The organism is Thermostichus sp. OS-CIW-30 (assembly GCF_054060215.1).
This window is the reverse complement of the sequence record NZ_JBSSCZ010000010.1, coordinates 1-21,161: the sequence shown is the minus strand read 5'-3', so window position 1 is coordinate 21,161 and position 21,161 is coordinate 1. Positions and strand designations below refer to the sequence as shown.

At 58.5% G+C, this 21,161-nt stretch carries 16 protein-coding genes; 4 read left to right on the top strand and 12 right to left on the bottom strand.

Annotated features, from left to right (window positions below; translation table 11 throughout):
* Nucleotides 1-7: 7 nt before the first annotated feature.
* The 4 genes from ACVWZF_RS05690 to ACVWZF_RS05675 all read right to left on the bottom strand — a co-directional run bounded on the left by ACVWZF_RS05690 (nucleotide 8) and on the right by ACVWZF_RS05675 (nucleotide 5,149).
* On the bottom strand, nucleotides 8-1,735 hold the full coding sequence (locus tag ACVWZF_RS05690) for an ABC transporter permease (protein ID WP_457411063.1): 1,728 nt from the start codon (nucleotides 1,733-1,735) through the stop codon (nucleotides 8-10).
* A 67-nt stretch (nucleotides 1,736-1,802) separates the two neighbouring features.
* The gene (locus ACVWZF_RS05685; protein WP_011431933.1) at nucleotides 1,803-2,081 is read right to left on the bottom strand and encodes a DUF7219 family protein; all 279 of its coding nucleotides are present in this window, start codon (nucleotides 2,079-2,081) and stop codon (nucleotides 1,803-1,805) included.
* An 82-nt stretch (nucleotides 2,082-2,163) separates the two neighbouring features.
* Nucleotides 2,164-2,892: a PDDEXK family nuclease gene (locus tag ACVWZF_RS05680; RefSeq protein ID WP_238376848.1), complete on the bottom strand. Its 729-nt coding sequence runs from the start codon at nucleotides 2,890-2,892 to the stop codon at nucleotides 2,164-2,166.
* Between the two features lie 808 nt (nucleotides 2,893-3,700).
* On the bottom strand, nucleotides 3,701-5,149 hold the full coding sequence (locus ACVWZF_RS05675; protein ID WP_457411062.1) for a carotenoid oxygenase family protein: 1,449 nt from the start codon (nucleotides 5,147-5,149) through the stop codon (nucleotides 3,701-3,703).
* A gap of 166 nt (nucleotides 5,150-5,315) precedes the next feature.
* On the opposite strand from ACVWZF_RS05675, the gene ffh reads away from it, so the two are divergent.
* Genes ffh through ACVWZF_RS05660 form a run of 3 tightly spaced genes read left to right on the top strand, consistent with a single transcriptional unit; the run spans nucleotide 5,316 to nucleotide 8,357 of the window.
* A complete protein-coding gene (gene ffh / locus ACVWZF_RS05670) occupies nucleotides 5,316-6,779 on the top strand; it encodes a signal recognition particle protein (protein ID WP_011431929.1) in 1,464 nt (487 codons plus the stop codon).
* Between the two features lie 9 nt (nucleotides 6,780-6,788).
* Nucleotides 6,789-7,247 carry a tRNA (cytidine(34)-2'-O)-methyltransferase gene (locus tag ACVWZF_RS05665; RefSeq protein ID WP_011431928.1) on the top strand — a complete coding sequence of 153 codons (459 nt, stop codon included), beginning with the start codon at nucleotides 6,789-6,791 and terminating at the stop codon, nucleotides 7,245-7,247.
* A 48-nt stretch (nucleotides 7,248-7,295) separates the two neighbouring features.
* The gene (locus tag ACVWZF_RS05660; RefSeq protein ID WP_011431927.1) at nucleotides 7,296-8,357 is read left to right on the top strand and encodes a histidinol-phosphate transaminase; all 1,062 of its coding nucleotides are present in this window, start codon (nucleotides 7,296-7,298) and stop codon (nucleotides 8,355-8,357) included.
* A gap of 27 nt (nucleotides 8,358-8,384) precedes the next feature.
* On the opposite strand, the gene ACVWZF_RS05655 is transcribed toward ACVWZF_RS05660, so the two are convergent.
* From ACVWZF_RS05655 to ACVWZF_RS05640, 4 genes are all read right to left on the bottom strand, one after another.
* Complete coding sequence (locus ACVWZF_RS05655; protein ID WP_011431926.1) at nucleotides 8,385-12,485, bottom strand: helicase domain-containing protein; 4,101 nt, start codon at nucleotides 12,483-12,485, stop codon at nucleotides 8,385-8,387.
* A gap of 181 nt (nucleotides 12,486-12,666) precedes the next feature.
* Nucleotides 12,667-13,821, bottom strand: coding sequence for an RNA-guided endonuclease InsQ/TnpB family protein (locus tag ACVWZF_RS05650; protein ID WP_457395678.1), 1,155 nt, complete (start codon nucleotides 13,819-13,821; stop codon nucleotides 12,667-12,669).
* Between the two features lie 184 nt (nucleotides 13,822-14,005).
* Nucleotides 14,006-14,152, bottom strand: a complete 147-nt coding sequence (locus tag ACVWZF_RS05645; protein ID WP_011431924.1) for a hypothetical protein — start codon at nucleotides 14,150-14,152, stop codon at nucleotides 14,006-14,008.
* A gap of 2 nt (nucleotides 14,153-14,154) precedes the next feature.
* Nucleotides 14,155-14,313 carry a hypothetical protein gene (locus tag ACVWZF_RS05640; protein ID WP_011431923.1) on the bottom strand — a complete coding sequence of 53 codons (159 nt, stop codon included), beginning with the start codon at nucleotides 14,311-14,313 and terminating at the stop codon, nucleotides 14,155-14,157.
* Nucleotides 14,314-14,600: 287 nt separating this feature from the next.
* On the opposite strand from ACVWZF_RS05640, the gene ACVWZF_RS05635 reads away from it, so the two are divergent.
* The gene (locus ACVWZF_RS05635) at nucleotides 14,601-15,053 is read left to right on the top strand and encodes an Hsp20/alpha crystallin family protein (RefSeq protein ID WP_011431920.1); all 453 of its coding nucleotides are present in this window, start codon (nucleotides 14,601-14,603) and stop codon (nucleotides 15,051-15,053) included.
* Between the two features lie 38 nt (nucleotides 15,054-15,091).
* On the opposite strand, the gene ACVWZF_RS05630 is transcribed toward ACVWZF_RS05635, so the two are convergent.
* From ACVWZF_RS05630 to ACVWZF_RS05615, 4 genes are all read right to left on the bottom strand, one after another.
* Nucleotides 15,092-15,874 (bottom strand): SAM hydrolase/SAM-dependent halogenase family protein, encoded by a 783-nt coding sequence (locus tag ACVWZF_RS05630; protein ID WP_011431919.1) that lies wholly within the window; start codon nucleotides 15,872-15,874, stop codon nucleotides 15,092-15,094.
* A 68-nt stretch (nucleotides 15,875-15,942) separates the two neighbouring features.
* Nucleotides 15,943-18,075: a bifunctional arginine dihydrolase/ornithine cyclodeaminase gene (gene argZ, locus ACVWZF_RS05625; protein WP_457389018.1), complete on the bottom strand. Its 2,133-nt coding sequence runs from the start codon at nucleotides 18,073-18,075 to the stop codon at nucleotides 15,943-15,945.
* Nucleotides 18,076-18,159: 84 nt separating this feature from the next.
* The gene (locus ACVWZF_RS05620; RefSeq protein ID WP_011431916.1) at nucleotides 18,160-18,912 is read right to left on the bottom strand and encodes a response regulator transcription factor; all 753 of its coding nucleotides are present in this window, start codon (nucleotides 18,910-18,912) and stop codon (nucleotides 18,160-18,162) included.
* A gap of 203 nt (nucleotides 18,913-19,115) precedes the next feature.
* Nucleotides 19,116-20,927 (bottom strand): ABC transporter ATP-binding protein, encoded by a 1,812-nt coding sequence (locus ACVWZF_RS05615; RefSeq protein ID WP_011431915.1) that lies wholly within the window; start codon nucleotides 20,925-20,927, stop codon nucleotides 19,116-19,118.
* Nucleotides 20,928-21,161: the final 234 nt, after the last annotated feature.

Sequence of the window (21,161 nt, the reverse complement as noted above, 5' to 3'; positions counted from 1 at the left end):
GAAAAGACTAAAGGTGATACTTTTCTTCCGCCAACTGATACAGCCGTCGCCAGAACAGACGGTTAATGCCCACCACAAACAAGCTCATCATGCCAATGCCCAAGGTAATGCGGGGCCAGTCCCCCACCGCCGTTGCCTCGGCAATGTAGGTGCCCAATCCTGTAGCCTTGAGGGTGGTGGATCCCCAGGCCACAATCTCCGAGACAATGCTGGCGTTCCAAGCGCCGCCGCTGGCCGTGACTCCCCCGGTGACCCAGGCGGAAAAGATCCCTGGAATGATCAGCTTTCGCCAGCGCTGCCATCCTCGTAAGCCCACATCCACAGCCATTTCTCGCAAGTCCGTGGGGATGCTCTGGGCGCCGGCAATGGAGTTGAAAAGGATGTACCACTGTGCCCCCAACGACATGAGCAAAATGCTGCCCCACTCAATGCTGATCTGGGCGCGGATAAAAAACAACGTGGCAAAGGGAAAAAGGAAATTGGCCGGGAAAGCTGCCAGGAATTGCACCACCGGCTGCAGCAGTTTCGCCAGTTTTGGATTAAAGCCAATGGCCACCCCAATGGGAGTCCAGATCACCGTGGCGAACACCAGCAACACGCTAACCCGCAGCAGGGTGAGGATCCCTAGCCCGAAGGTCAGCATCACCTCTCCAAAGCCCACAGTGGTAGCCACAAAATAAACAATCCAAATCCCAATGCCGCCAATAGCTGCCCAGGAAAGCTGGGTTAGCAGCCGCTCGCGGCGTCGCTCGGCCTCAGGACTGAGGGGATCCACCCAACGGGGGCGAGTTAAGTGGGACAACAGCCGATCCACCAACTCTGCCAAGGGGGACAGCCAACTGCCGATCAGCCGCGGGATCCGCGCCGTGGTCAGCAGATCGTACAGCCAGGATTCGGGGGCAGCAGCCCCGCTGCTCTGTTCCAGGCGAAACTTATCCGACCAAGCCACCAAAGGCCGCCAGAAGAGCTGATCCACCAGCAGGATCACCCCAGCCATGGTCAGGAGCGCCCAGCCCAGCTTGGGCAGATCCTCCGCCTGGACGGCCGCTTCCACATAGGATCCCAGGCCCGGCAGCGTGTATTCCTGGTTGAGCACGCTGATGGCTTCGCTGGCTGCCACAAAGAACCACCCTCCGCCAAAGCTCATCATGGCGTTCCAGATGAGGCCCACCATTGCCGCCGGCACTTCCAACTGGGTAAAGCGCTGCCACCCCGACAGGCGATACAAGGTAGCCGCTTCCACCAACTCTTGAGGCAGCGTGCGCAGGGATTGGTAGAAGGAAAAGGTCATGTTCCAGACTTGGCTGGTGAAGATGGCAAAGATAGAAGCCGCCTCCAGCCCCAGCAAGCTGCCGGGAAAAAGGGCAATAAAGCCGGTGACGGTAATGGAGAGAAACCCCAACACCGGCACCGATTGCAAGATATCCAACAGAGGGATCAAAATGCGCTCGGCCCAGCGACTTTTGGCAGCAATGTAGCCATAGATCAAGGTAAAAAGGGTGGAAAAGGCCAAGGCAATGAACATGCGCAAGGTGGAGCGGGCCGCATAGTAGGGCAGGTTGCGCGGATCCAAGTCGATCCGGGGCACCACCGCCGGAGGCTGAAACCGCTCAAAAGCCCCTACCCCCACCTGCGCCACCAAGGCCAGGAGAACCAACGTGCCCAGAATGATGGCCCCATCCGCAGCCCCCGCTGGCAGCCGACGCAGCGCCTCCGGCGAAGGAAAAGTCCTCATCTTCCCTGACCAAGCCCGGCATCCGCGCCCAGTGTACACCGTTTGCGGTTAGCCAGGATCCAGCCGGCTACTCTTCTGGCAACTCAGGGGGAGATTCCTTCCACTGGGGATCGTCCAAGATGGCTTTTTTGGTCTGCTTGAGTTGTTTCCACAGCTCTTTGATTTGCCGGTAGGCTTCTTCCGGGGTAATTTTGCCCCCGGTTTCCAAGCTACAAATCAAGGACACTTTATTGCTAAATTCCTGCAGGTTGGCATCAAAAACTAGGTTCTGCGGCTTCACTTCGCCCCAGTAGGGATAGCGAGGCGAAATGAATTCATCTTTGTTGGGAGGAGTTGGTTCTGCCACGGCCTAACCAGGGTAAAAGAATGGTTCACAACAAGAAGGTCAACATGAAAAGCTCCATTAAAGCAGGATCTACTAGCCCAGTTTATGGGCGTTTTCTCTTAACCGGCTTGGGTACTTTTGTGGGATCTCGCAGAGGATAAAACGGCTCTTGAATAGACGCTTCCCCACGTGTCGAGGGGGTGGAACTCTTCCTGGCTTTGGGTTGGGGGGGGGAACGCTTCAGGCGTGGGCGCGGCGGCGTTTTGAGTACTGGGCCGATGGGAGTGCCCGCCTCCACATAGAGCAGGGATCCACGGCGGCGCACCTGCAGATCCCAGAAATTGCCTACCCCTTTGCCCGGCAGGGATCCGATCAGGCGCAATTTAAAGGCTTGGGGCTTGGAGGCTGCAGTTCCATCCTTCTGGACTCGCTGAGCGGGGGAGTTGGCAGAAGCTTTTTTGCCCGATTGACGGATCTTGACGATGATGAACCCTTTCTCCTGGGATTGAAAAACGACCTCGCCCCGGATGGAAAACCAATCCGGCACCACTGTTGGACGGGATCCCTCGGGGAGAGTTCGCCCCATTTCTTCTGGGGCCCACACCCCCAGCAACTGCACGTGCAGATCTTCGGTTTTGTCGCGGGTGCGAGGATAAACCACCCACAGATAGTTGCGTTCCGGCCGTAGATGCTTCCGTACCAGGCTCATCACCCGGCCCAGCAATACGGCATTCAGATCCAAGCCATCCGAGGTGCGCAAAATCCCGCGGGTAAAGTGCTCTGGGGAGGGGATGTATTGCCCTTCGATGAGGCCGATGGCTCGGTATTGCATCTTCTCCCCAGGCGGGGGGATGGGTTCCAAACAGACTCGCTCTTTCTTTTCTTCCAAGCTAGCAGTGGTACTGACAACAGGCTGCAAGGACTCCGTCCCGCTGTCGCGAACAGCACCAGGAGCTGCCGCAGGATCCTGAGCTTTCGCTGATGACAGGGATCCCTTGGCCTCACCCGTTGAGCTGGGTCTGGGGGGCCGTACAGGTCGAAAGGGAGGTCTCAGATCGGAGGACATTGTGACGGTTCCGTTGCTGTCAATTCAGAATGCTCGGCGGCAGACATTTACCGTTGCAAAAACAGGCCATAACTTTGCTCTTGACCCAAGACCTGCTCAACACACCATTCACTAGCCTAACAACGCCCAACAGCGTCTTTCCATCCTGCTTCCATTGACAAACTCCCAGCAGGTGCCCTCGTCGGGAACTGGGGAGCCAGCAGTTGTCAACACTGTAGCCGACGTGTAGCCAATACTAGCAACTGTTCCAAGGGAATGGTTCTCAGGCCGCAGAATGTTTATCCCCCAGACAGAACCATTTCATCTTTATGGTCATTTCGATTCGAACTAGGACATTATACTCACACCCAAAACATTGAAGGTGCAGAGCCAGAAGGCTTTTCTCAGTAGCCCAGGCGTCTCACCCTAAGCTGAAACGAATAGAGTACCTGTAGTTTTTTCCGGCAACGCTGACTGGAGGTGTTTCTGCACAGCCGGGATCCGACTGACCGATCCCCAGGGCTCCCGCAAAGGCTGGGGCGCATGATCTTTCCCGAGCCGATGGGATCCATTCAGCCATCTTGAAGCTCATCGCTTAGGCAGGCGTTACCCACACCTGGGGAGTAAAACTGCCGTGTAGGCCATAGGGAATGTGGTGCCGCAATGGGATCCGCGCAACCGGGCCGGCTGTCAGGTCGGCTGCTTCTAGGATCACCACTTGAGAGCGCTGGCTGGCCGCATCAAAAACCACCGTCACGATCCACCCTGCCTCTTCGCCCTGGTCTTCTGGATTGGGGATGAACACCGGTTCTCCAACAAAGCCGCGGGGGGCAAAGCTGTACTGCTGTGTGCGGCCTGTGGCGGTATCCAGCTTGAGGATGGCCTGTAGGGGAGCATTGGGGCCGGGGGCATGGGTGGCCCCGATGTAGATGTAGCGGTGGGATCCCCCCATTCGAGCCGGGTGGATGGCCGGAAACTCCACCGAGCGATCCAGCAGCAGTTCCCGCTTCACGCTGCCCCCCTTGGGATCCAGATAAAACCGCCACAGCTTGCCCGCTGGAATTTGGGCAAAGTCAATCTGCAGGTAATCGGCATCCGGCTCCAGGGCAGGGTAGCTCTCATAGAGGACGGCATCCACCACAACCCGATCCCCGACTTCGTAGCCGTTGACAAAATGGAAAACAAACCCCGGCTCCGTTTCCAGTTGCAGCGGCTCGTCGCCCTGGGGAAAGAGCCAGATGCGGGTCGGCTCCCCCGGTTTCAAGGTCAGACAGGTGCCCGCCGGTTGCCAGCCCAACACAAACGGCAGGGGATTGAAAGCCAAGGGATTTTGGAAAAAGATGCGGTAGCGGGGTGTCCAGACAAAATCATGCAGAAAGGCAAAACCGGGCAGGCGGTAATCCCGCTTTTCCACCAAGCGCCCGCGCGAGTCCAGACGGTAAAACAGCAACGTGGAGTTCTGGGCAGCCCGCACCCCAAAGGCGATGAGATCTCCCGTGTGGGGATCCCGCCGGGGATGGGCAGTGAAAGGCTGGCTGGCCGAGATCCCTCCTGCAAACGTTTCGATCCCCTCGGTGGCCAAGGTGGCCGGGTTCAGCCGGTAAGGGGCACTGGCCTCCCACAGGGCCAGCAGCTTATCTCCCTGGTAGATGACGTTGGTGTTGGCGGGATTTTTAAACCGCAAGTCGAGAAAGTTGCTCCACCAGCCGCCCGGCTTTTGGGTGCCAAACACCCCTCGGTAAAGCACCCGACCGGCTTTTTCCTCTGCTTCAAACTCGCGGGTGCGCACAAACCGGTTGCGAAAATGAACCTTCCCCTCCACAAAGGTGATGGCGCAGACCATGCCATCGCCATCGAACGGGTGCCCGTAGCGCTGGGATCCCGCCTCCAGCTTGCCCGGGCCGTTGCGAAACAGGGTTCCCCGCAACCCTGCCGGGATCCGTCCTTCGATCTCCGTAATCCAATAGTCGTACTCCTGGGATAGGGAGCGATAGCCCAATTGCCAGTCGGTGGTGCTGTAGGGAAGGGAAGCGACGCTGACCATGGAAGATCTGCATGCAACGCCCTCTATTGTTGCTTAAACTTTTGTGAAGTCGCCAGTTTTTCTGGGCCGGGATGGTCTCCTGGGTGGGGATCCCCAAGATGGAGTCGCCCCGATTCGACTATGGTAGGAAATGCCCCCAAAGCGCCTGACAGGATCCACAGTACCCATGTTTGATGCCCTCTCCGAGAAGTTGGAATTGGCCTGGAGAAAGCTGCGCGGCCAGGACAAGATCACCGAAACCAACATTCAAGAAGCTCTGCGGGAGGTGCGGCGAGCCCTGCTGGATGCGGATGTCAACTTGCAGGTGGTGAAGCAGTTCATCGAGGATGTGCGGGAAGCTGCCCTGGGATCCGAGGTCATCCTGGGGGTGACGCCGGATCAGCAGTTCATCAAGATTGTCCACGACGAGCTGGTGAAGGTGATGGGAGAAGCCAACGTGCCCATTGCCCAAGCGGAGCAGCCTCCCACCATTGTCCTCATGGCCGGTTTGCAGGGATCCGGGAAAACCACCACCTGCGCCAAGTTGGCTTTGTACTTGCGCAAGCAGGGCAAGAAGTCCCTGATGGTGGCCGGAGACATCTACCGTCCGGCGGCCATCGACCAGCTCAAGACGCTGGGCCAGCAAATTCAGATCCCCGTTTTCGACCTGGGCAAAGCAGATCCCGTCGAGATTGCCCGGCAGGGGGTGGAGACGGCCCGGCAGCAGGGCTACGACTACGTGATTTTGGACACTGCCGGTCGTTTGCAGATTGACCTGGAGATGATGGCGGAGCTGGAGCGGATCAAGGCGGCGGTGCAGCCCCACGAGATCCTGCTGGTGGTGGATGCCATGATCGGCCAAGAGGCAGCCAGCCTTACCCGAGCCTTCCACGAGCGCTTGGGCATCACTGGGGCCATTCTCACCAAGCTGGATGGGGACACCCGCGGTGGGGCCGCCCTTTCCATTCGCCAAGTGTCCGGTCAGCCCATCAAGTTCATCGGTGTTGGCGAAAAGGTGGAAGCGCTGGATCCCTTCTACCCGGATCGCATGGCCTCCCGCATTCTGGGGATGGGGGATATCCTCAGCTTGGTGGAAAAAGCTCAAGAGGAAATCGACCTGGGAGATGCCGCCAGCATGGCGGAGAAGATGATGACTGCCCAGTTTGATTTCACCGATTTCCTCAAGCAGATGCGCCTAATTAAACGCATGGGATCCTTGGCAGGGCTGCTGAGACTGATGCCGGGGATGGGCAAAATCAGCGAGGAACAACTGCAAAAGGGACAAGACCAACTGGCCCGCGCCGAAGCCATGATCAACTCCATGACCCCCGAAGAGCGGCGCAACCCGGATCTGTTGGCCCGCAGCGTCAGCCGCAAACGACGGGTGGCCCGCGGATCTGGCCACAAGCTGGAGGATGTCAGCCGACTGGTCAGTGATTTTCAACGCATGCGCGACATGATGCGCAACATGGGCATGGGTGGCGGTTTTCCCGGTATGGGTTGGGGGGGTGGGCGTACCTCTCTTCCCGGCGGGGATCCCAGTTGGCGCGGACGTTCAACGGCCTCTCCCTCTCGGCAACAGCCCAGCCGCAAGCCGGGCAAAGGTGGGGGTAAAAAAGGGGGCGGCAACCGCGGATTTGGGGGCAAGTAGGATAGGACTATGCCCTTCCACGTTGTTTTGGTTGCCCCAGAGATCCCGGCCAATACGGGGAATATCGCCCGCACCTGTGCAGCCACCGATACGCCTCTCCATCTGGTGGATCCTCTGGGGTTTCGCCTTTCGGATCGCTACCTCAAGCGGGCGGGGCTGGACTACTGGCAGCATGTCCAACTGTATCGCTACCCCTCTTGGTCTGCTCTGGTGCAGGCCCACCCTGAGGCCCGGTTCTGGTGTTTTAGTGTGCGCGGCAAAGCCCTCTATACGGAAGTAACCTATCAGCCGGGAGACTGGTTGGTGTTCGGCAGCGAAAGCCGGGGGTTGGATCCTCTCTTCTTGGAAACCTATCCCAGCGTGCGCATCCCACTGCGGGGGCCGGTGCGCAGCCTGAACCTCAGCAATGCCGTAGCGATTGCCCTTTTTGAGGCGCTACGTCAGCAGGGATCCCTGACCAAAGAATAGGGGGTCGGGTTGACCCTGTTATGATAGGTGTTTCGCCCCGTCAGGAAGATGTGTGCCTTGCAGTATCTGCGCCCCGACTTGCTCTACCTCAAGCCCTACGACGCTGTGCCAGCCCCGGCTGCCGACAAGCTGGATGCCAATGAGTTCCCCCTCGATTGGCCGGCGGGCTTCAAGCAGAAGCTCTCCCTCCTTTGGGAAAAGGGGATCCCCAGCAACCGCTATCCCGATGCCCACCACCGGGGCCTGAAGCAGGCCATCGCCGCCTATGCCGGAGCGGAGCCAGAGCAGATCAGCCTGGGCAATGGGTCGGATGAGCTGATTCGCTCGCTGCTGATTGCCACTTGTTTGGGCGGGCGGGGCGGTATTTTGGTGGCAGAGCCCACCTTCTCCATGTACGCCATCCTGGCCCAGAGCCTGGGGATCCCAGTGGTGCGGGTTCCCCGCGACCCGGAGACGTTTGCTCTGGATCTAGAGCGATGTCAACAGGCTTTGAGGGAGCATCCGATTCGGGTGGTGTGCCTGGTGGATCCCAACTCGCCGACGGGGAATGGCCTGACGGCTGCAGAGTGGGAGTGGGTGGAAGGGCTGCCCGAAGAGATTCTGGTGATTTTGGATGAGGCCTATTTTGAGTTCAGCCGGCACACAGCCCTGCCCAAATTGGCGGAGCATCCCAACTGGGTAATCTTGCGCACCTTCTCCAAAGCCTTTCGCCTGGCGGCCCACCGGGTGGGCTATGCTGTGGGTCATCCACAGCTTATGCAAGTGCTGGATGGGATCCGCCTGCCCTACAACCTCACGGCCCTTTCTCAGTGGGCGGTTCAGATGGCTTTGGAGCATGCCGAGGAGCTTTTGGCCGACGTGACGCTAATTTGTCAGGAGCGGGAAGCCCTTTACCAAGCTCTGCAGGAGCTGCCGGGGGTGCGGGTGTGGCCCAGCCAAGCCAACTTCCTCTACTTCCGGGTGGCCGGCTGGGATCCCCAAGAGCTGCAGCGGGCCTGGCAGGAGCTGGGGACTGGTGTGCGCTACACGGGTGGGGGGCTGCGTCTGACGGTGGGCACCCCTGAAGAGAACCGACGGGCCTTGGAGCGCCTGCGCCAAATCCTGCAATAGGCCTCCCGGCCTGCGTTCGGAGCCAGCCTAGGTGGATGGGTCGGCGCGCGAAAAGCGCTGGATCAAGCTGTGCACCTGCTGCAAGTGTCGTTCGTCCAGATGCTCCAGCGCCTGGGCGATTTCCGCTCTGAGTCGGCTCTGGGTGTCGGTTTGGGCCCGCTGCAGCAGCCAACTTTGGACAGGGCTGGGGTGCTCCACAAAGTCAAGCGCCCAGGGATCCCGTTCGTCCAGCTCAGGTTCTGCCTGGGGCAGCTGCTCCCTCCAACGCTCTTGAGCCTGTCGAAACTCCTCCGCCAAACGATCTGTTGGGCGCCCCTCCGCTTGGAGAACCTCTTGATACCTTTGGTGGGTCACCAGCCAGCGCTGCCGAATTTGAGAGCGTTGCTGCCTGGTCAGCCTGCCGGTTCTGCTTTCGGTGAAGCGCTCGTAAAACCTGAGCGTGTCTCGGTAGTGGCCCAATCGCTCACAAGCCAAGCCTACCTCCAGGGGCTGTAGCCACCAGGCCCGCTCCATCTGTGTGCTGGTAACCACTTCCTGCAGAAAATCTCGCAGCCCAGGGGATTTGCGCCTTAAGTCTTCCCAGTTGGTCCGGATATCCCGGGCCATGGCAGCCACCAGCTCGTAGTCATGTCCCCGCTGCCACGCCTGAGGATGGGCCTGCACCGTTTTCCAGAGCTTCTCCCACTCTCGGCACTGGATCAGAACTCGCAGCATCAGCGGCCAGTCTTTCAAGCGCTCCAGACTGGTGACGACGTCGCCGATGTACTCTGCCCACTCGCCTGTGAGGGGACGTCCTGCCTCTTGCCATCGGTCCAGCACCACCGAGTCTTGGCGGTCTTTGGATAGCCACCTCACCTTGCCGGGAAGGGGTTCCAGGTGGATCTTGGCCCGGTAGTAGGGGGAATGCTCCGTTTGGCCCCCCTGATCCCAAACCTCTACCGCCCGCTCAAATTCCTGCCGATAGAAGTGACAGATACCCCAAATCTTGTAGTACTGATTCGCGAACGGCTGCCGCTGGCCGAGAAAGGCCAGACGTCCCTTCAAAGCCTCAAGGGTCTCTTGCAAAAACCGGCTGCGGGCCTCTTCCTGGGGGCAGAAAGTTCCCAAGTTGTTGAGAACTTGCTCAAGCTCTGCCAAAAATTGCTGTACACACTCTTTCCAGGTGGAATCCGTTCGTGTAAGCGGGACGAAGTCCCTATCTTTGGGGCTGACTTCAACGCTCAGCCAATCTCGCACCCGCACCACCTGTCGGAAGCGCTCCATAGACTTGACAGAGGTTCTTTGGGTCGCCACCATCAAGTCCACCAAGGGGCTGTAGTCTGGGATCCCAGGACATCCAGCAAAGTAGGCGGCGTTACGCTGCAGCTCCAACCAGGCCTTCCCTCTCCAAAAGCACTCCCAGGCTTCTCGTTTAAGATTTTTGTTGGGCAAAGCAGACTGCTCCAGGCTCAGGAACTTTTGCCCTGCGGAAACGTAATCCCTCTGGAGCTTGAGGAGCCAGGCCTGACATTCCTGTTCTAGAGGTGGTTTTTTTGCCTTCCGCGCCAGAGTTTGAACATCCTCCAGAAGTTTAGGGTTGCCCTCCTCGATGCCGCGCCTGAGAAGCTCAAGAGCTGCCTCCTGCAGATCTTCCAAGCTTGTATTGGTCCAGTACTGGATATTGATGCCTTTGACAGGGTAACCCAATACCGGTGGGTCGGTCTCCCATTCCGACCGATCCGGTTGCAGAGAAGGATGATCGAGCCAAGAGTTGGATTCTAAGCTTGGATCCCAGAACTCCCGCCAACCGGCAGAGGTGTCCACAATGGCCAGGGCCTCGATGGGGCGGGTAATGCCGACATACAATTGGTTGAGAAAATAATGGAGTTGCAGGGATATCGCCTCCCCAGCTCCTCGGGCGTAATAATTAAGCTGCCGGTTAAAGTTTTGTCGATAGGCGTTTCCAAACTTGTAGAGGATAACTTTTTTGAACTCCATTCCCTTAACAGACGTAGCAGTTTGCAGGAGCGGTGGTTTAAGATTCTGCTTCAATTCCTCGGCAAAGATCTTCTGGAGTTCGGGATCCTGACGCACGTAGTTCAGCTCCTCTCCCACAGGACAGGGTAAGATACAGACTGTTCCTGTGAGATCACTAAGCATTTTTCTAAGCTCATCTTCGATTAAGTTTCTTTCCTGACCATCCAGCACAAACCTTTGAACCGGCATGCCCTGCTCATGGGGACGCCAGGGCTGTTGGGGATAGATTTCTCGACTCTTGCTGAGAACTCGCCGCCACAGGTTGACTACATTGCTAAAACGAGTAACTTGTGGATTGCTGCGATAGTTGTTTCTCAGCTCCTGCGGGCCTGCAATCTCAAAGGGATGGCTCGGCAACAAGTAGGCGCGGATATGCTCGTAGAGATATTTTTTCAGAGCAGCCCAACGAAATCCCGTTGGGTTAATGGTTTGCAAGGGATCCCCGGCAAAGGCATAGGGCAGGTGCTCAATAGCCCAATCCAACTTGTATTTTCCCCAAGGAGATAAGCAAAAAATGATATTCAGCTCAAGTTGGGTAAAGTCCTGAACCTCATCGCAAAAAATGACTGGATGAATAGGATTAAGAGTGCCATTTTGCAGCACATCTCTGGCCAAATCTTGGTCATCCCAGTAGCCCTCATGGGTGGTTCGATCCCGGTAACCCGGCCAAATCTCTTCGTAAATCCGCTCGAAGGCTTCTTCATCCACACTGCGGTCGGCCTCAGGCAATTCTCGGTAGCTATCGGGATCCAAATAGTCACTGACCTCATAGCCTTTGATCAGCGTGCGAATGGTGTGCCAAGCCAGCTCTACATCGCGGCGACCACAATACCAGCTCTGAAATCGATAAAAATTGACATACCGATCCGGTTGGTAGCGTTCTTGCCGCTCGGCAGGAAGGCAGTTCAGCAGGTAATCCTGAAAAGTGCTAAAAAAAGTTTGACATTGCTGAATTTCCTCCGTGGAGAAGCTGCACCCCTTCTCCCGATAGCGGTGGCTGATGCGCAAAATTGAACTTACCCTGTCGCGGGCTTGCTGCACCAAGCTTGGGCTGTAGGTCAAAAAGAGAGGGCGGTACTCAAGAGGTCTCTGTTTTGAAGTTTTGAGGTAGTGGCTGCAATAGTCGGCAAAGCGGTAGTACAACATCAGAGATTTGCCACTCCCGGCCCTTCCGTTGATCAGTAGGGGCATGGATGTACTCTGCAGGATTTCTTCCTCCTCCATGGACAAAGCCAAATTTCCCTCTGTGATCTCCTGCATTTCCAACCAAATGGTCTCATCCATCACCATGTAGTCGGGGTAGGCGCGACGGGCGTACCGCTTCCACACCTCCAAAGGTTGCGGGTGCTGGAGAATGTCTGGCTGCTTGGCTTTCATCCCAAAGAGGCAGGTTTGGCATCCCAGCTCAAACCGTTCCTTTTGCTCTGGGGCGTGGTCGTAAACTCCAATGAGAAATGGAAACAATCTCCCCGGCTGCTCGCACGCTTGTACCAAGCTGACGGCCAGATACAGGGATTCCTCCTGCCAGCATTTGACCTCTGCCTCCAGATAAAACGGCGGGAGCTGCCGGTAGAGCCTGCCTTCAATTACCAAGCGGGATACTGCTTGGTAAGCCTGGCGCCGCTGCTCTGGAGAAAGGGCCCGTACTTGCCGAACCCATTCCCCGCTTTCCAACACCAGCCGCTCCTGCGGATTGGGAGCATTCAAGAACTGTGTCCATTCATACAGCTCGTCGGGCAGAGGGGGGAGATGGTTTGGCGGATCCCCTGGTTCGTGCCGCTGCGCCAGCCACGCCTGCAAACGGTCATCGGGCACCCAGCTCCGCACCCGTTCTTGATAATCCGGATCTCGCCGTCGGTCTAAGAACTCCCGGTATTCGTGACTGCCTCTCGGCCAGAGGCCAAACAAAACCAGAACGGGTACCTCGCCTACATAGCGCAGCTCCCCCACCAAGCGAATGTTGTTGCGGAGATTACGCTTCCAGTAAGGGTAACGAACGTCAAACAACTGGCTCAAAAGGGTGCGACCCCCCTCTTCCAGCCGTTCTATCAATGCTTCTAGGTTGCACTGGGTTTTGCTTCCCAGAAATTCCTCCGGGCAATATACATACATGGGATCTCGCTGGGTATACTTGGAAGCTATCCTAGTGCCGGACTACTGGCGAAAATTGCCGCTGTGCCAAAAGTCTTAATTTTTTTCATAATCCCCACGTAGCCCACAACTACCTATGTAGCCATTTGCAAACTCACAAAACATCTCGATTCAAGCTTTTGTAAACTACCCGACACCCGCGCTATGCGCAGGGTGCGAGCTTTATCCCAATCCCTAGCGGCCCCAGAGGACAGCTAAGTTTCGGAATTTCAGGCGAGTTTACAGTCGCCCCAAGGAGAGAGATTACTTGAGCAGCGTTATGGTCAGCATCCCCTTCCCACCCGCAGTGCCCACACTTGAACGACTTACCATTGCGGTAGGACTTACCCCGCTCAGGATGGATGTGCAGGCATTTGTGGCAGGTCTGACTGGTGTAGGCAGGCGGCACCAGTACCACAGGCACTCCAGCAATAGCAGCCTTGTAGGCCACCAACGTCCTGAGCTGGTAGAACGCCCAGTTGTTAGTCCTGCGCCGCTCAGCCTTACTTCGAGGCTTCTGATTCAGGCAATCTCTGATGCCTGTCAAGTCTTCAAAAGCCAGTGCCGCACCAATAGCCTGGGCATCCCTGACCAAGGTTTTACTGATGTTATGGTTCAGCCATGTCTGGTAGCGCCGTTCTCTCCCAGAGAGCCTTCTCAGCAGCCTCCTAGAGCTGCGAGTGCGTTTGGATTGAACCTTGGCGCGTACACGGCTGAACCGGTCACGGACGGCCTGGATGTGCTCTCCACTCCAAGAGCGTCCGTTGCTAGCGGTGGCGATATCCCGCCTGCCCAAGTCAACTCCGATTACCTTTGGAGTTTTGCCGGTCGGGGGAGTGTCCAGCTCAACAGCAATGTTGATGTAGTAGTCCCCCTGCTTGGTCTTGGACAGGGTTGCGCTGGTGGGCGTTTGCCCCCGCAGGAGCGCTATCTGGTAGCCACCGATCTTGAGCTTGAGCCAAACCCGTCCGCTCATCAGGGTCACGCCCACGGCTTGGTCGGACTCTCGGTACTTAAAAGTACGAGCGTCCAAAGTCAGACTGGTGGGGCGGAACTTGTGGACTTGCTTCACCGCCTTGGCATTGCTAATCACCCGACGGAGCGCCTGACAGACGTGGTTGGCTTTCAGCCCCGTTGCTGCCCTTACCGGCCGATAGACCAAGTGGTGCAGCTTGGCGGTGTTCCAGCAGTTCTTTTGTTTGGCGGTGTCGAGAATCTGGTTGCAAGCATTCGCAAAGCCCTGCAAAGTGCGGTCAATTTCTTGACGCAACTCTTGTGGGACTATCAGCTTGCAACGTACAGAGATAGTCTGGCTCATGGGCTTATTGTAGTTTATCCAGACTTTTGACCAGCAAACCTATATGGAGGAGGGCTTTCCTCCCGACACCAAGCCTGCGGCTATGGTGCGGGCCTCCAGCCCGAAAATTTGGTGAAATGCAAGGACTCCGTCCCGCTTACGCGTTCGCGTTAGCGTCGCGTAGCGACAAAGGACTCCGTCCCGCTTACGCGATCAGCAGCTCAATCTGGCCGGTTTCCATATCCACTGCCAATTCCACCCCCGCCACGGCAAAGGAGACGGAAGATTCGTCGGCGGCATGGTGCAGCTCCACCTCGATGGGATCCGAAGCCCTTTGGGCCAGCTCCGGCAAAGTCAGGGATCCCTGGGGAGCCGAAAAACGCCCCTGCGCCGGCGTACCCCCACCCAGCCCAGCTCCCGCAACAAGCTCAGCAGAGTGATCCCCGGCGGAACCACCTGCCCATAGGGTTGGCCGTTCACCTGAAATCGGATGGGAATGGGAGTGGGATCCATAACGGTCTTCTTTTTTCACTCACATCTACCCCATTCTGTTTTGAGCAAAATGTTTCGAGTGAACCATTGGATTGCCCTGTTTGTTTTCATCCCTCTTCCCCATGAGGTGAGGGGATCCTGCCTATCGCAGATCGGTTTGCCCTCCCTCGCTGGGATGGCTTTCTTGGATGATCAGAGCAGGATTTTGTGAATTCAAATCCCAAGTGCAGGCCAAGCCTTCTTTGCCGAGATCTCTTCGCTTCCCTCAACTCCATTGATGACTTAGCCTATTTACCCTAGGAGACACTATGGCAACTCTTTACTTCAGCCCGCTTTTCGAGGTACAAGCTCTGCAAGCGGAGCCCAACCGGGGACGCTCTCGCTCCTTCCTGCCCACTCCTCTGCAGGTTTGGGAGAGCGGCGAAGCCTACACCGTCCAGTTGTGGGTGCCCGGTGCCAATCGGGAACGCTTCCACATCGAGGCCACGGCTCAACAGCTCTCCATCAGCGGCGAGATCCAGGTTCACGGCCCTGAAGGTGCTGAATTGCGCTACCAAGAAGTGGAGCCCCAACCTTTTCAACGCATCCTCAAGCTGGCCCGCCGCATCCAGCCGGAGAAAGTCTCGGCCACCTATCGCGACGGCATCCTCACCCTCACTCTGCCCAAAGCCGACGCAGCGCGGGTGATCAAAGTCCAAGTGGGCGCCTCAAACCCCACTACTCCGACGGAAGCCGTGACGGTGGAAAGCCAACCTGCCTAGGATCCCCAGTCTCTCCCTCTCTTTTCAGGCGAGGGGATCTAGCCGCTCCACTGCACGCGCACCTCATCTCCCACTTTGAAACCCAAGGCACGGCTGGCATTGCCTCGGTTTTGCACGATCTCCACCCAGCCGGAGCTGCCCACCAGGGCCAGCACTTCCCCAACTTCTCCCTCAGCAAAGGTGGCCACGGAGCGGACGGGGATCCCTTTGATCCAGGCGCTCCAGCTTCGACCTTCCACCCAATGTCCGGGCAGGTTGGTGATGCCGTTGCCGAAGTGGTCGATGGCCTGGACCAGGCCGCGACAGCCGTTGGTCTCCATCTGGGGTGGCGGCCACTCCCAGCGGGTTAGTTCTGCTACGTCTAGGGGATCCCCCAGCTCCGCCAAAGGGATCCCGTTGGCCAGATGAGCGGCAACCGGGGCAAAAATATCCCGCCCATGAAAGGTGCGGCTGGGAGAGGGGGTGCGCCAATAGCGGGGCCGGTTGAGTTCCACAGCAGCCAGCGCCGGAGTTTGGGCCAAAACGCCGCTGAACAGGCCATTGTCAGGGCCAACCAAAAAGCCCGTCTCGGTTTGGATGGCTACCGCCCGGCGGCTACTCCCCACCCCTGGATCCACAACGGCCAGGTGAATGGTGCCCGACGGCAGATAGGGGTAGGCCGTCATCAGGGCAAAGCGAGCCGCCGCCACATCCTGAGGCGGGATCCCATGGCTGAGGTCGATGAGTTGAGCCTGTGGGGAAAGGGTATGAATCACCCCTTTCATAATGCCCACATAGGGATCCTGCAGGCCAAAATCCGTCAACAGGCTAATAAAAGGCATACCCTTTTGAGGCTTGAGGATCCCAGTTTAAGGATCCCAAAAGATAACAGCGCTTATGGATGGGGTGGCTAGCGGGCAGCAAGAGCAGGTTGCGGGCGCTCATACACCTGCCCCAAACGCGCCAACTGCTGCACCAACAAACTCAAGAACAGGCCCACATCGGTAACAATCCCCACCGACTCCAGGGATCCCCGATCGGCCAGCTTGGTCACCACTGCCGGGTTAATGTCCACGCAGATCAGCTTGACCCCGGCAGGCGTCATGTTCCCGGCTCCAATGGAGTGCAACATGCTGGAGAGCATCAACACCATGTCGGCCCCCTGTAGCAGCCGCGCGTAATCCTGCTGGGCCTTGATCAAATCCATCTCCGTATCCGGCAGCGGCCCATCGTCACGGATGGATCCCGCCAGGGAGAAGGGCACCTGAGCGCGAATACACTCGTAGAACACCCCGCCGGTAATCACGCCCGCTTCCACCGCAGCTCGGATACTGCCATACTTGCGGATGAGGTTGATGGTTTTGAGGTGATGCTTGTGGCCGCCCTTGACCGGGGTGCCCCGCGACAGATCCACCCCCAGCGAGGTGCCGTAGAGATTCTGCTCCAAATCGTGAACGGCAATGGCATTGCCCCCCAACAGCGCCTGCACATAGCCCTCCCGAATCAGGGTAGCCAAGTGGGATCCGCCGCCTGTGTGGATGACCACCGGCCCTGCCACCACCACCGTTTTGCCGCCCCGCTCCTTGATTTGCCGCAGCTCCCAGGCAATCTGCTCCACCAGGATCTCCACCCGCCGCTCGCTGGAGACCCCCGATCCCATAAAGGTAAACTCCTGGGAAGAGCGCTCTTTGCTGGCCTGGCGCACGGTGCGGATCCCTTCCACCCCACACACCACGGCATCCCCCACCTGCAAATCTCGAATCAGGGTGCAATAGGCTGAAAACTCCGTCTTGCCATTGCAATCGGATCCCTTGACCACGATCACCCCATCCATGCGCTGACGCTGCACCGGGATCCACTGGCCGGCCACCCGCACCTGCGTGGGATAGATGGTGGTGACATAAAAATCGTCGGGCGCTACCCCTGCTTTCTCTACCCGCTCCAGACGGGCATCTTGCTGGGTTTCCTCCGAGAGACGGGCCCCCTGCTCGATCAAGGCGCTGAGAATGGTATCCAGGGTCTCTTCGGTGGGAGCGGAAACGGCCAGTTCCACCGTGGAAGTGCTCTGCCGTTTTTCCCCAAGCTGAAACTTGAGGATCTGGAAGCTGCCGCCATTGTCGACAATGCAATCGACGGCTCTGGTGAGCAGGTCGCTGTCCACCAAGTGTCCCTGGAGGGTCACCGTCCGGCTGAGCACCGTGGCCACCGGATCGGTTTGGGGAGCCACCGTCTCGTCGAGGCGCAATGTCAAGCACTTGGCCGCCCCACCGGCTTTCAGGAACTCCGTCAGCTCCGTCTGCACCACCGCAAATCCCCGCTCCTGTAGGGTGGCTTCCAGCTCTGGGCTGACCCGATTCACCAAGATCGTGCCGTTCACATCCACGGCATTGCAGGCAAAGTGAATGGCATCCGCCTCCTGAACCGGGATCCGCTTTTCGGGGGGCACCCGCATCTCGATCAGGCGGTTGGAATAAGCATCAAAAGCCGGTGGATAGTAAAGCAAATAGCCTTCGGAGAGGGGGCAGAAGCAGGTGTCCAGGTGGTAGAACCGCTCGTCCACCAGCCGCAAAGACAACACCTCGATCCCCAGCCACTTGGCCAAGTAGGGGTGAGACTCCAACATGGAGCGAAAGCCGTAGCCCGCCCACAGCCAGCGCCCTGCCCGATCCAACAGAGCATCTCCTGCCCCCTCAAAAGCCAGGGCCGGCGGCAGCTCATAGACGGTATAGCCCTGTTCCTCAAACCAAGCCTTGAAATGGGGCTGTTCCCCCTGCCGCTCTGGGTGATAAAAACGGCTCAGCACCACCTTGGATCCCAGGATGAGCCCAGCATTTGCCGTAAACACCATATCCGGCCATCCCGGCACCGGCTGGATCAGCTTCACCTCCGCCCGTTGCGAGAGATGCGAATAGAGAGCCTGCCACTGCTGCAGCGCCCGTTCTCGCGAAGAGCGGTGAACATTCCCCACCATCCAGGGGTTGATCACATAGTCCACCTCGTAGTGATCGGGTGGGCACATCAAATACCGAATGGCACCAGGCATAGATCTCAGAGCGCAATCTGCAGCAGGGCATCCCCTAGATTAGCAGTTGCGTGAGCAGCATCCTCAAGAATCATGAAAGAATCATTATTTGTGGGAATCTTTCGCCAGCTCTGGCTGCGGTGGGACGGGATCGGCGATGTTGGGCAATTCCAGACAGTAGCCCGCCCCATAGACGGTTTTGATGTACTGGGGGTGGCGGGGATCCGGCTCCAGCTTGGTGCGCAGGTGGCGGATGTGAACGCGGATGGTCTCGATGTCGTCGTCGGGCTCGTAGCCCCACACCTCCTGCAGGATTTCGCTGGGGGAAACGGTCTGCCCGTGTCGCTGCATCAGACAGTGGAGCAGGTCAAACTCCAGGTGGGTGAGCTTGATCGTTTTGCCGAACCACAACGCCTCAAAGCGCTCCGGCACCAGCGTGAGAGGGCCATAGGTGAGGATCTCCCCATGCTTGGCCGCCTGTGGGATCCGGTCTGAGCGACGCAGCAGGGCCCGCACCCGCACCAGCAGCTCCTGCACCTCAAAAGGCTTGGTCAGGTAGTCGTCGGCACCGGCATTAAAGCCCTCGATCTTGTCCTGGGTTTGGCCGAGGGCGGTGAGCATCAAAATCGGGATCTCGCTGGTGCGCTCCTCCCGCCGCAAGCGCTGACAAACGGTCAGGCCATCTACCTGGGGCAGCATCAGGTCGAGGATGATCAGATCGGGGAGAACTTGCAGAGCCAGTGCTTGTCCGCGCACCCCATCGGTGGCCTTCACAACCTCGTAGCCCGCCAACTCCAGATTGATGCGCAGGATATCCAGAATCGAAGGATCGTCCTCAATAATGAGTATGCGAGCCATAGCCGGTTGCAGCCCAAACTGCGGATAAAACGTTTTGTTAAATGTGCTAACAAAGAGCCGAAGCTTTACGACTGGAAGTTTACTTAATTTTAGCCTCATTGCAAATCTTACTGCGAAGTTAACCCGCAGGGTTGCCCAGCCCGGAGCCGGATGCAGGGGAAACTTTTCAACCCGTTTGGGGCAAATGGGTGCGTTTTTAAGGCCTACGGCCCGCTATCGCGAACGGATCTCCCTTTGGGGGAAGTGCTCCGCACCGCTGGCGCGAACGCGGCGATGAGGCGGCGGGTGTAGTCCTGCTGCGGCTGCTGGTAGATCTGGGAGGCGGGGCCAAGCTCTTCGATGCGGCCCCGGTTCATGACCATGATGCGGTCGCTCATGAACTTGACCACGCTCAGGTCGTGGGAGATGAACAGGTAGGCCAACCCCAGTTCCTCCTGCAGATCCTTGAGCAAGTTCAGCACCTGGGCCTGCACGGAGACATCCAGGGAAGACACTGCCTCATCGCAGACGATCAGGCGGGGCTCCGAGGCCAGGGCGCGGGCAATACAGATCCGCTGCCGCTGTCCTCCGGAAAACTGGTGGGGCAGGCGATCCAGCGCTTCCGGATCCAACCCTACCCGTTCAAACAGGCGTTGGGCCCGTGCTCGTCGCTCAGCAGCATTTCTCCCAATCCCGTGCAGGGCCATTGGCTCTATGACGCTGGCTCCCACACTCATGCGCGGATCCAGTGAGGCTGCCGGATCCTGAAAGATCAGCTGAATCTCGCGGCGGAGACGACGTAAGCGTTGGGGCGGCAAGCGGAGCAGCTCCTCGCCGTCGTAGATCACCTGGCCAGAGCTGGCACGGACCAGGCGCAACAGGGTTCGCCCCAGGGTGGTTTTGCCGCAGCCGGACTCTCCCACCAGCCCCAAGGTCTCTCCGGGGTAGAGGTCAAAGCTGATCCCATCCACAGCTCGGATCTCGCCCACCTGGCGGCCAAATGGCCCTCGACGGACGGCGTAGTGGGTTCGCAGATCCCGCACCTGCAGTAGGGGGGGCTGACTGTACAGCCGGCGCAGCCGTTCTTCCTCTAAGGACTCCGTCCCGCTTACGCGAACGGCAGCCGGGATCTCCACCTGCTGCCACTGCTCCTCTGGGGATCCCCCTTTTTCCAGAAAATCCTGGACGGTGGGCAACCGCCGCAACCGCCGCTCCAACACCGGGCGACAGGCCAACAGGCCGCGGGTGTAGGGATGCTGGGGATCCCGAAAGATCTGCTCCACCGATCCCTGTTCCACAGCTTGGCCCCGGCGCATCACCACCACCTGATCTGCCAGTTCGGCCACCAAATTGAGATCGTGGGTGATGAAGAGGATGGCCATCTGCCGGTGCTGCTGCAGCTCCCAGAGCAGGCGCAGGATTTCCGCTTGCACCGTAACATCTAGAGCGGTGGTCGGCTCATCGGCAATCAACAGTTGGGGATTGGAGGCGATGGCACAGGCAATGGCCGCCCGCTGGATTTGGCCGCCGGAGAGCTGATGAGGATAGCGCTCCAGCATCTGGGGAGAAAGCTGCACCTCCTCAAACAGGCGAATGGCTTGGGCGCGGATCTCCGCCGGGCTCAGGGAGGTGTTGGCCCTCAAGGTTTCCTGTAACTGCTGGCCACAGGTGTAGAGGGGGTTGAGGGCGGTGCTCGGCTCCTGGAAAATCATGGCGATCTGGGATCCGCGATAGCGCCGCCGTTGCCGGGGATCCAACTGCAGCCAGTCCACCGTTCCGTCAGGGCCCTTGAAGAGGATTTTGCCCTCCACCCGGGCCGAGCTGGGCAGCAGATCAATCAGCGTCAGGGCGGTCATGGTTTTGCCGGATCCCGACTCCCCCACCAGGCCTAAGGTCTGGCCGATCCCGATCTGGAAAGACAGCCCGTCCACCACCGGGGATCCCGAGGGCTCGCCAGCTGCACGGCTGGGCAAGAAAACCCGCAGCCCTTGTACGGTCAGCAAGGCAGAATCGGCAGTAGAGACAGCCTCAGTCATGGCGACGAAAGTGCTCCGCACCGCTGGCGCGAACGCATTAGGGGAATTGGCAGGATTATAGACTACCGCCCCCGCCTTGGCCTCCAAAGTGCTCCGCACCGCTGACCAAAAGGCGCGGCAAGCCCCGTCCTTCAGGGCAGGGAAGGATAGCGCCGACCGTAGCCGACGCCCTTTAAAAACGCAGTGTCGGCCATGTGAATATCGTTGTCATCACGCATAGGCCAAGAATACGAT

Coding starts and splice junctions, on each gene's coding strand:
- ACVWZF_RS05690 (WP_457411063.1), bottom strand. CDS start 1,735: ATGAGGACTTTTCCTTCGCCGGAGGCGCTGCGTCGGCTGCCAGCGGGG.
- ACVWZF_RS05680 (WP_238376848.1), bottom strand. CDS start 2,892: ATGCAATACCGAGCCATCGGCCTCATCGAAGGGCAATACATCCCCTCC.
- ACVWZF_RS05675 (WP_457411062.1), bottom strand. CDS start 5,149: ATGGTCAGCGTCGCTTCCCTTCCCTACAGCACCACCGACTGGCAATTG.
- ffh (WP_011431929.1), top strand. CDS start 5,316: ATGTTTGATGCCCTCTCCGAGAAGTTGGAATTGGCCTGGAGAAAGCTG.
- ACVWZF_RS05665 (WP_011431928.1), top strand. CDS start 6,789: ATGCCCTTCCACGTTGTTTTGGTTGCCCCAGAGATCCCGGCCAATACG.
- ACVWZF_RS05660 (WP_011431927.1), top strand. CDS start 7,296: ATGTGTGCCTTGCAGTATCTGCGCCCCGACTTGCTCTACCTCAAGCCC.
- ACVWZF_RS05655 (WP_011431926.1), bottom strand. CDS start 12,485: ATGTATGTATATTGCCCGGAGGAATTTCTGGGAAGCAAAACCCAGTGC.
- ACVWZF_RS05650 (WP_457395678.1), bottom strand. CDS start 13,821: ATGAGCCAGACTATCTCTGTACGTTGCAAGCTGATAGTCCCACAAGAG.
- ACVWZF_RS05640 (WP_011431923.1), bottom strand. CDS start 14,313: ATGGATCCCACTCCCATTCCCATCCGATTTCAGGTGAACGGCCAACCC.
- ACVWZF_RS05635 (WP_011431920.1), top strand. CDS start 14,601: ATGGCAACTCTTTACTTCAGCCCGCTTTTCGAGGTACAAGCTCTGCAA.
- ACVWZF_RS05630 (WP_011431919.1), bottom strand. CDS start 15,874: ATGCCTTTTATTAGCCTGTTGACGGATTTTGGCCTGCAGGATCCCTAT.
- argZ (WP_457389018.1), bottom strand. CDS start 18,075: ATGCCTGGTGCCATTCGGTATTTGATGTGCCCACCCGATCACTACGAG.
- ACVWZF_RS05620 (WP_011431916.1), bottom strand. CDS start 18,912: ATGGCTCGCATACTCATTATTGAGGACGATCCTTCGATTCTGGATATC.
- ACVWZF_RS05615 (WP_011431915.1), bottom strand. CDS start 20,927: ATGACTGAGGCTGTCTCTACTGCCGATTCTGCCTTGCTGACCGTACAA.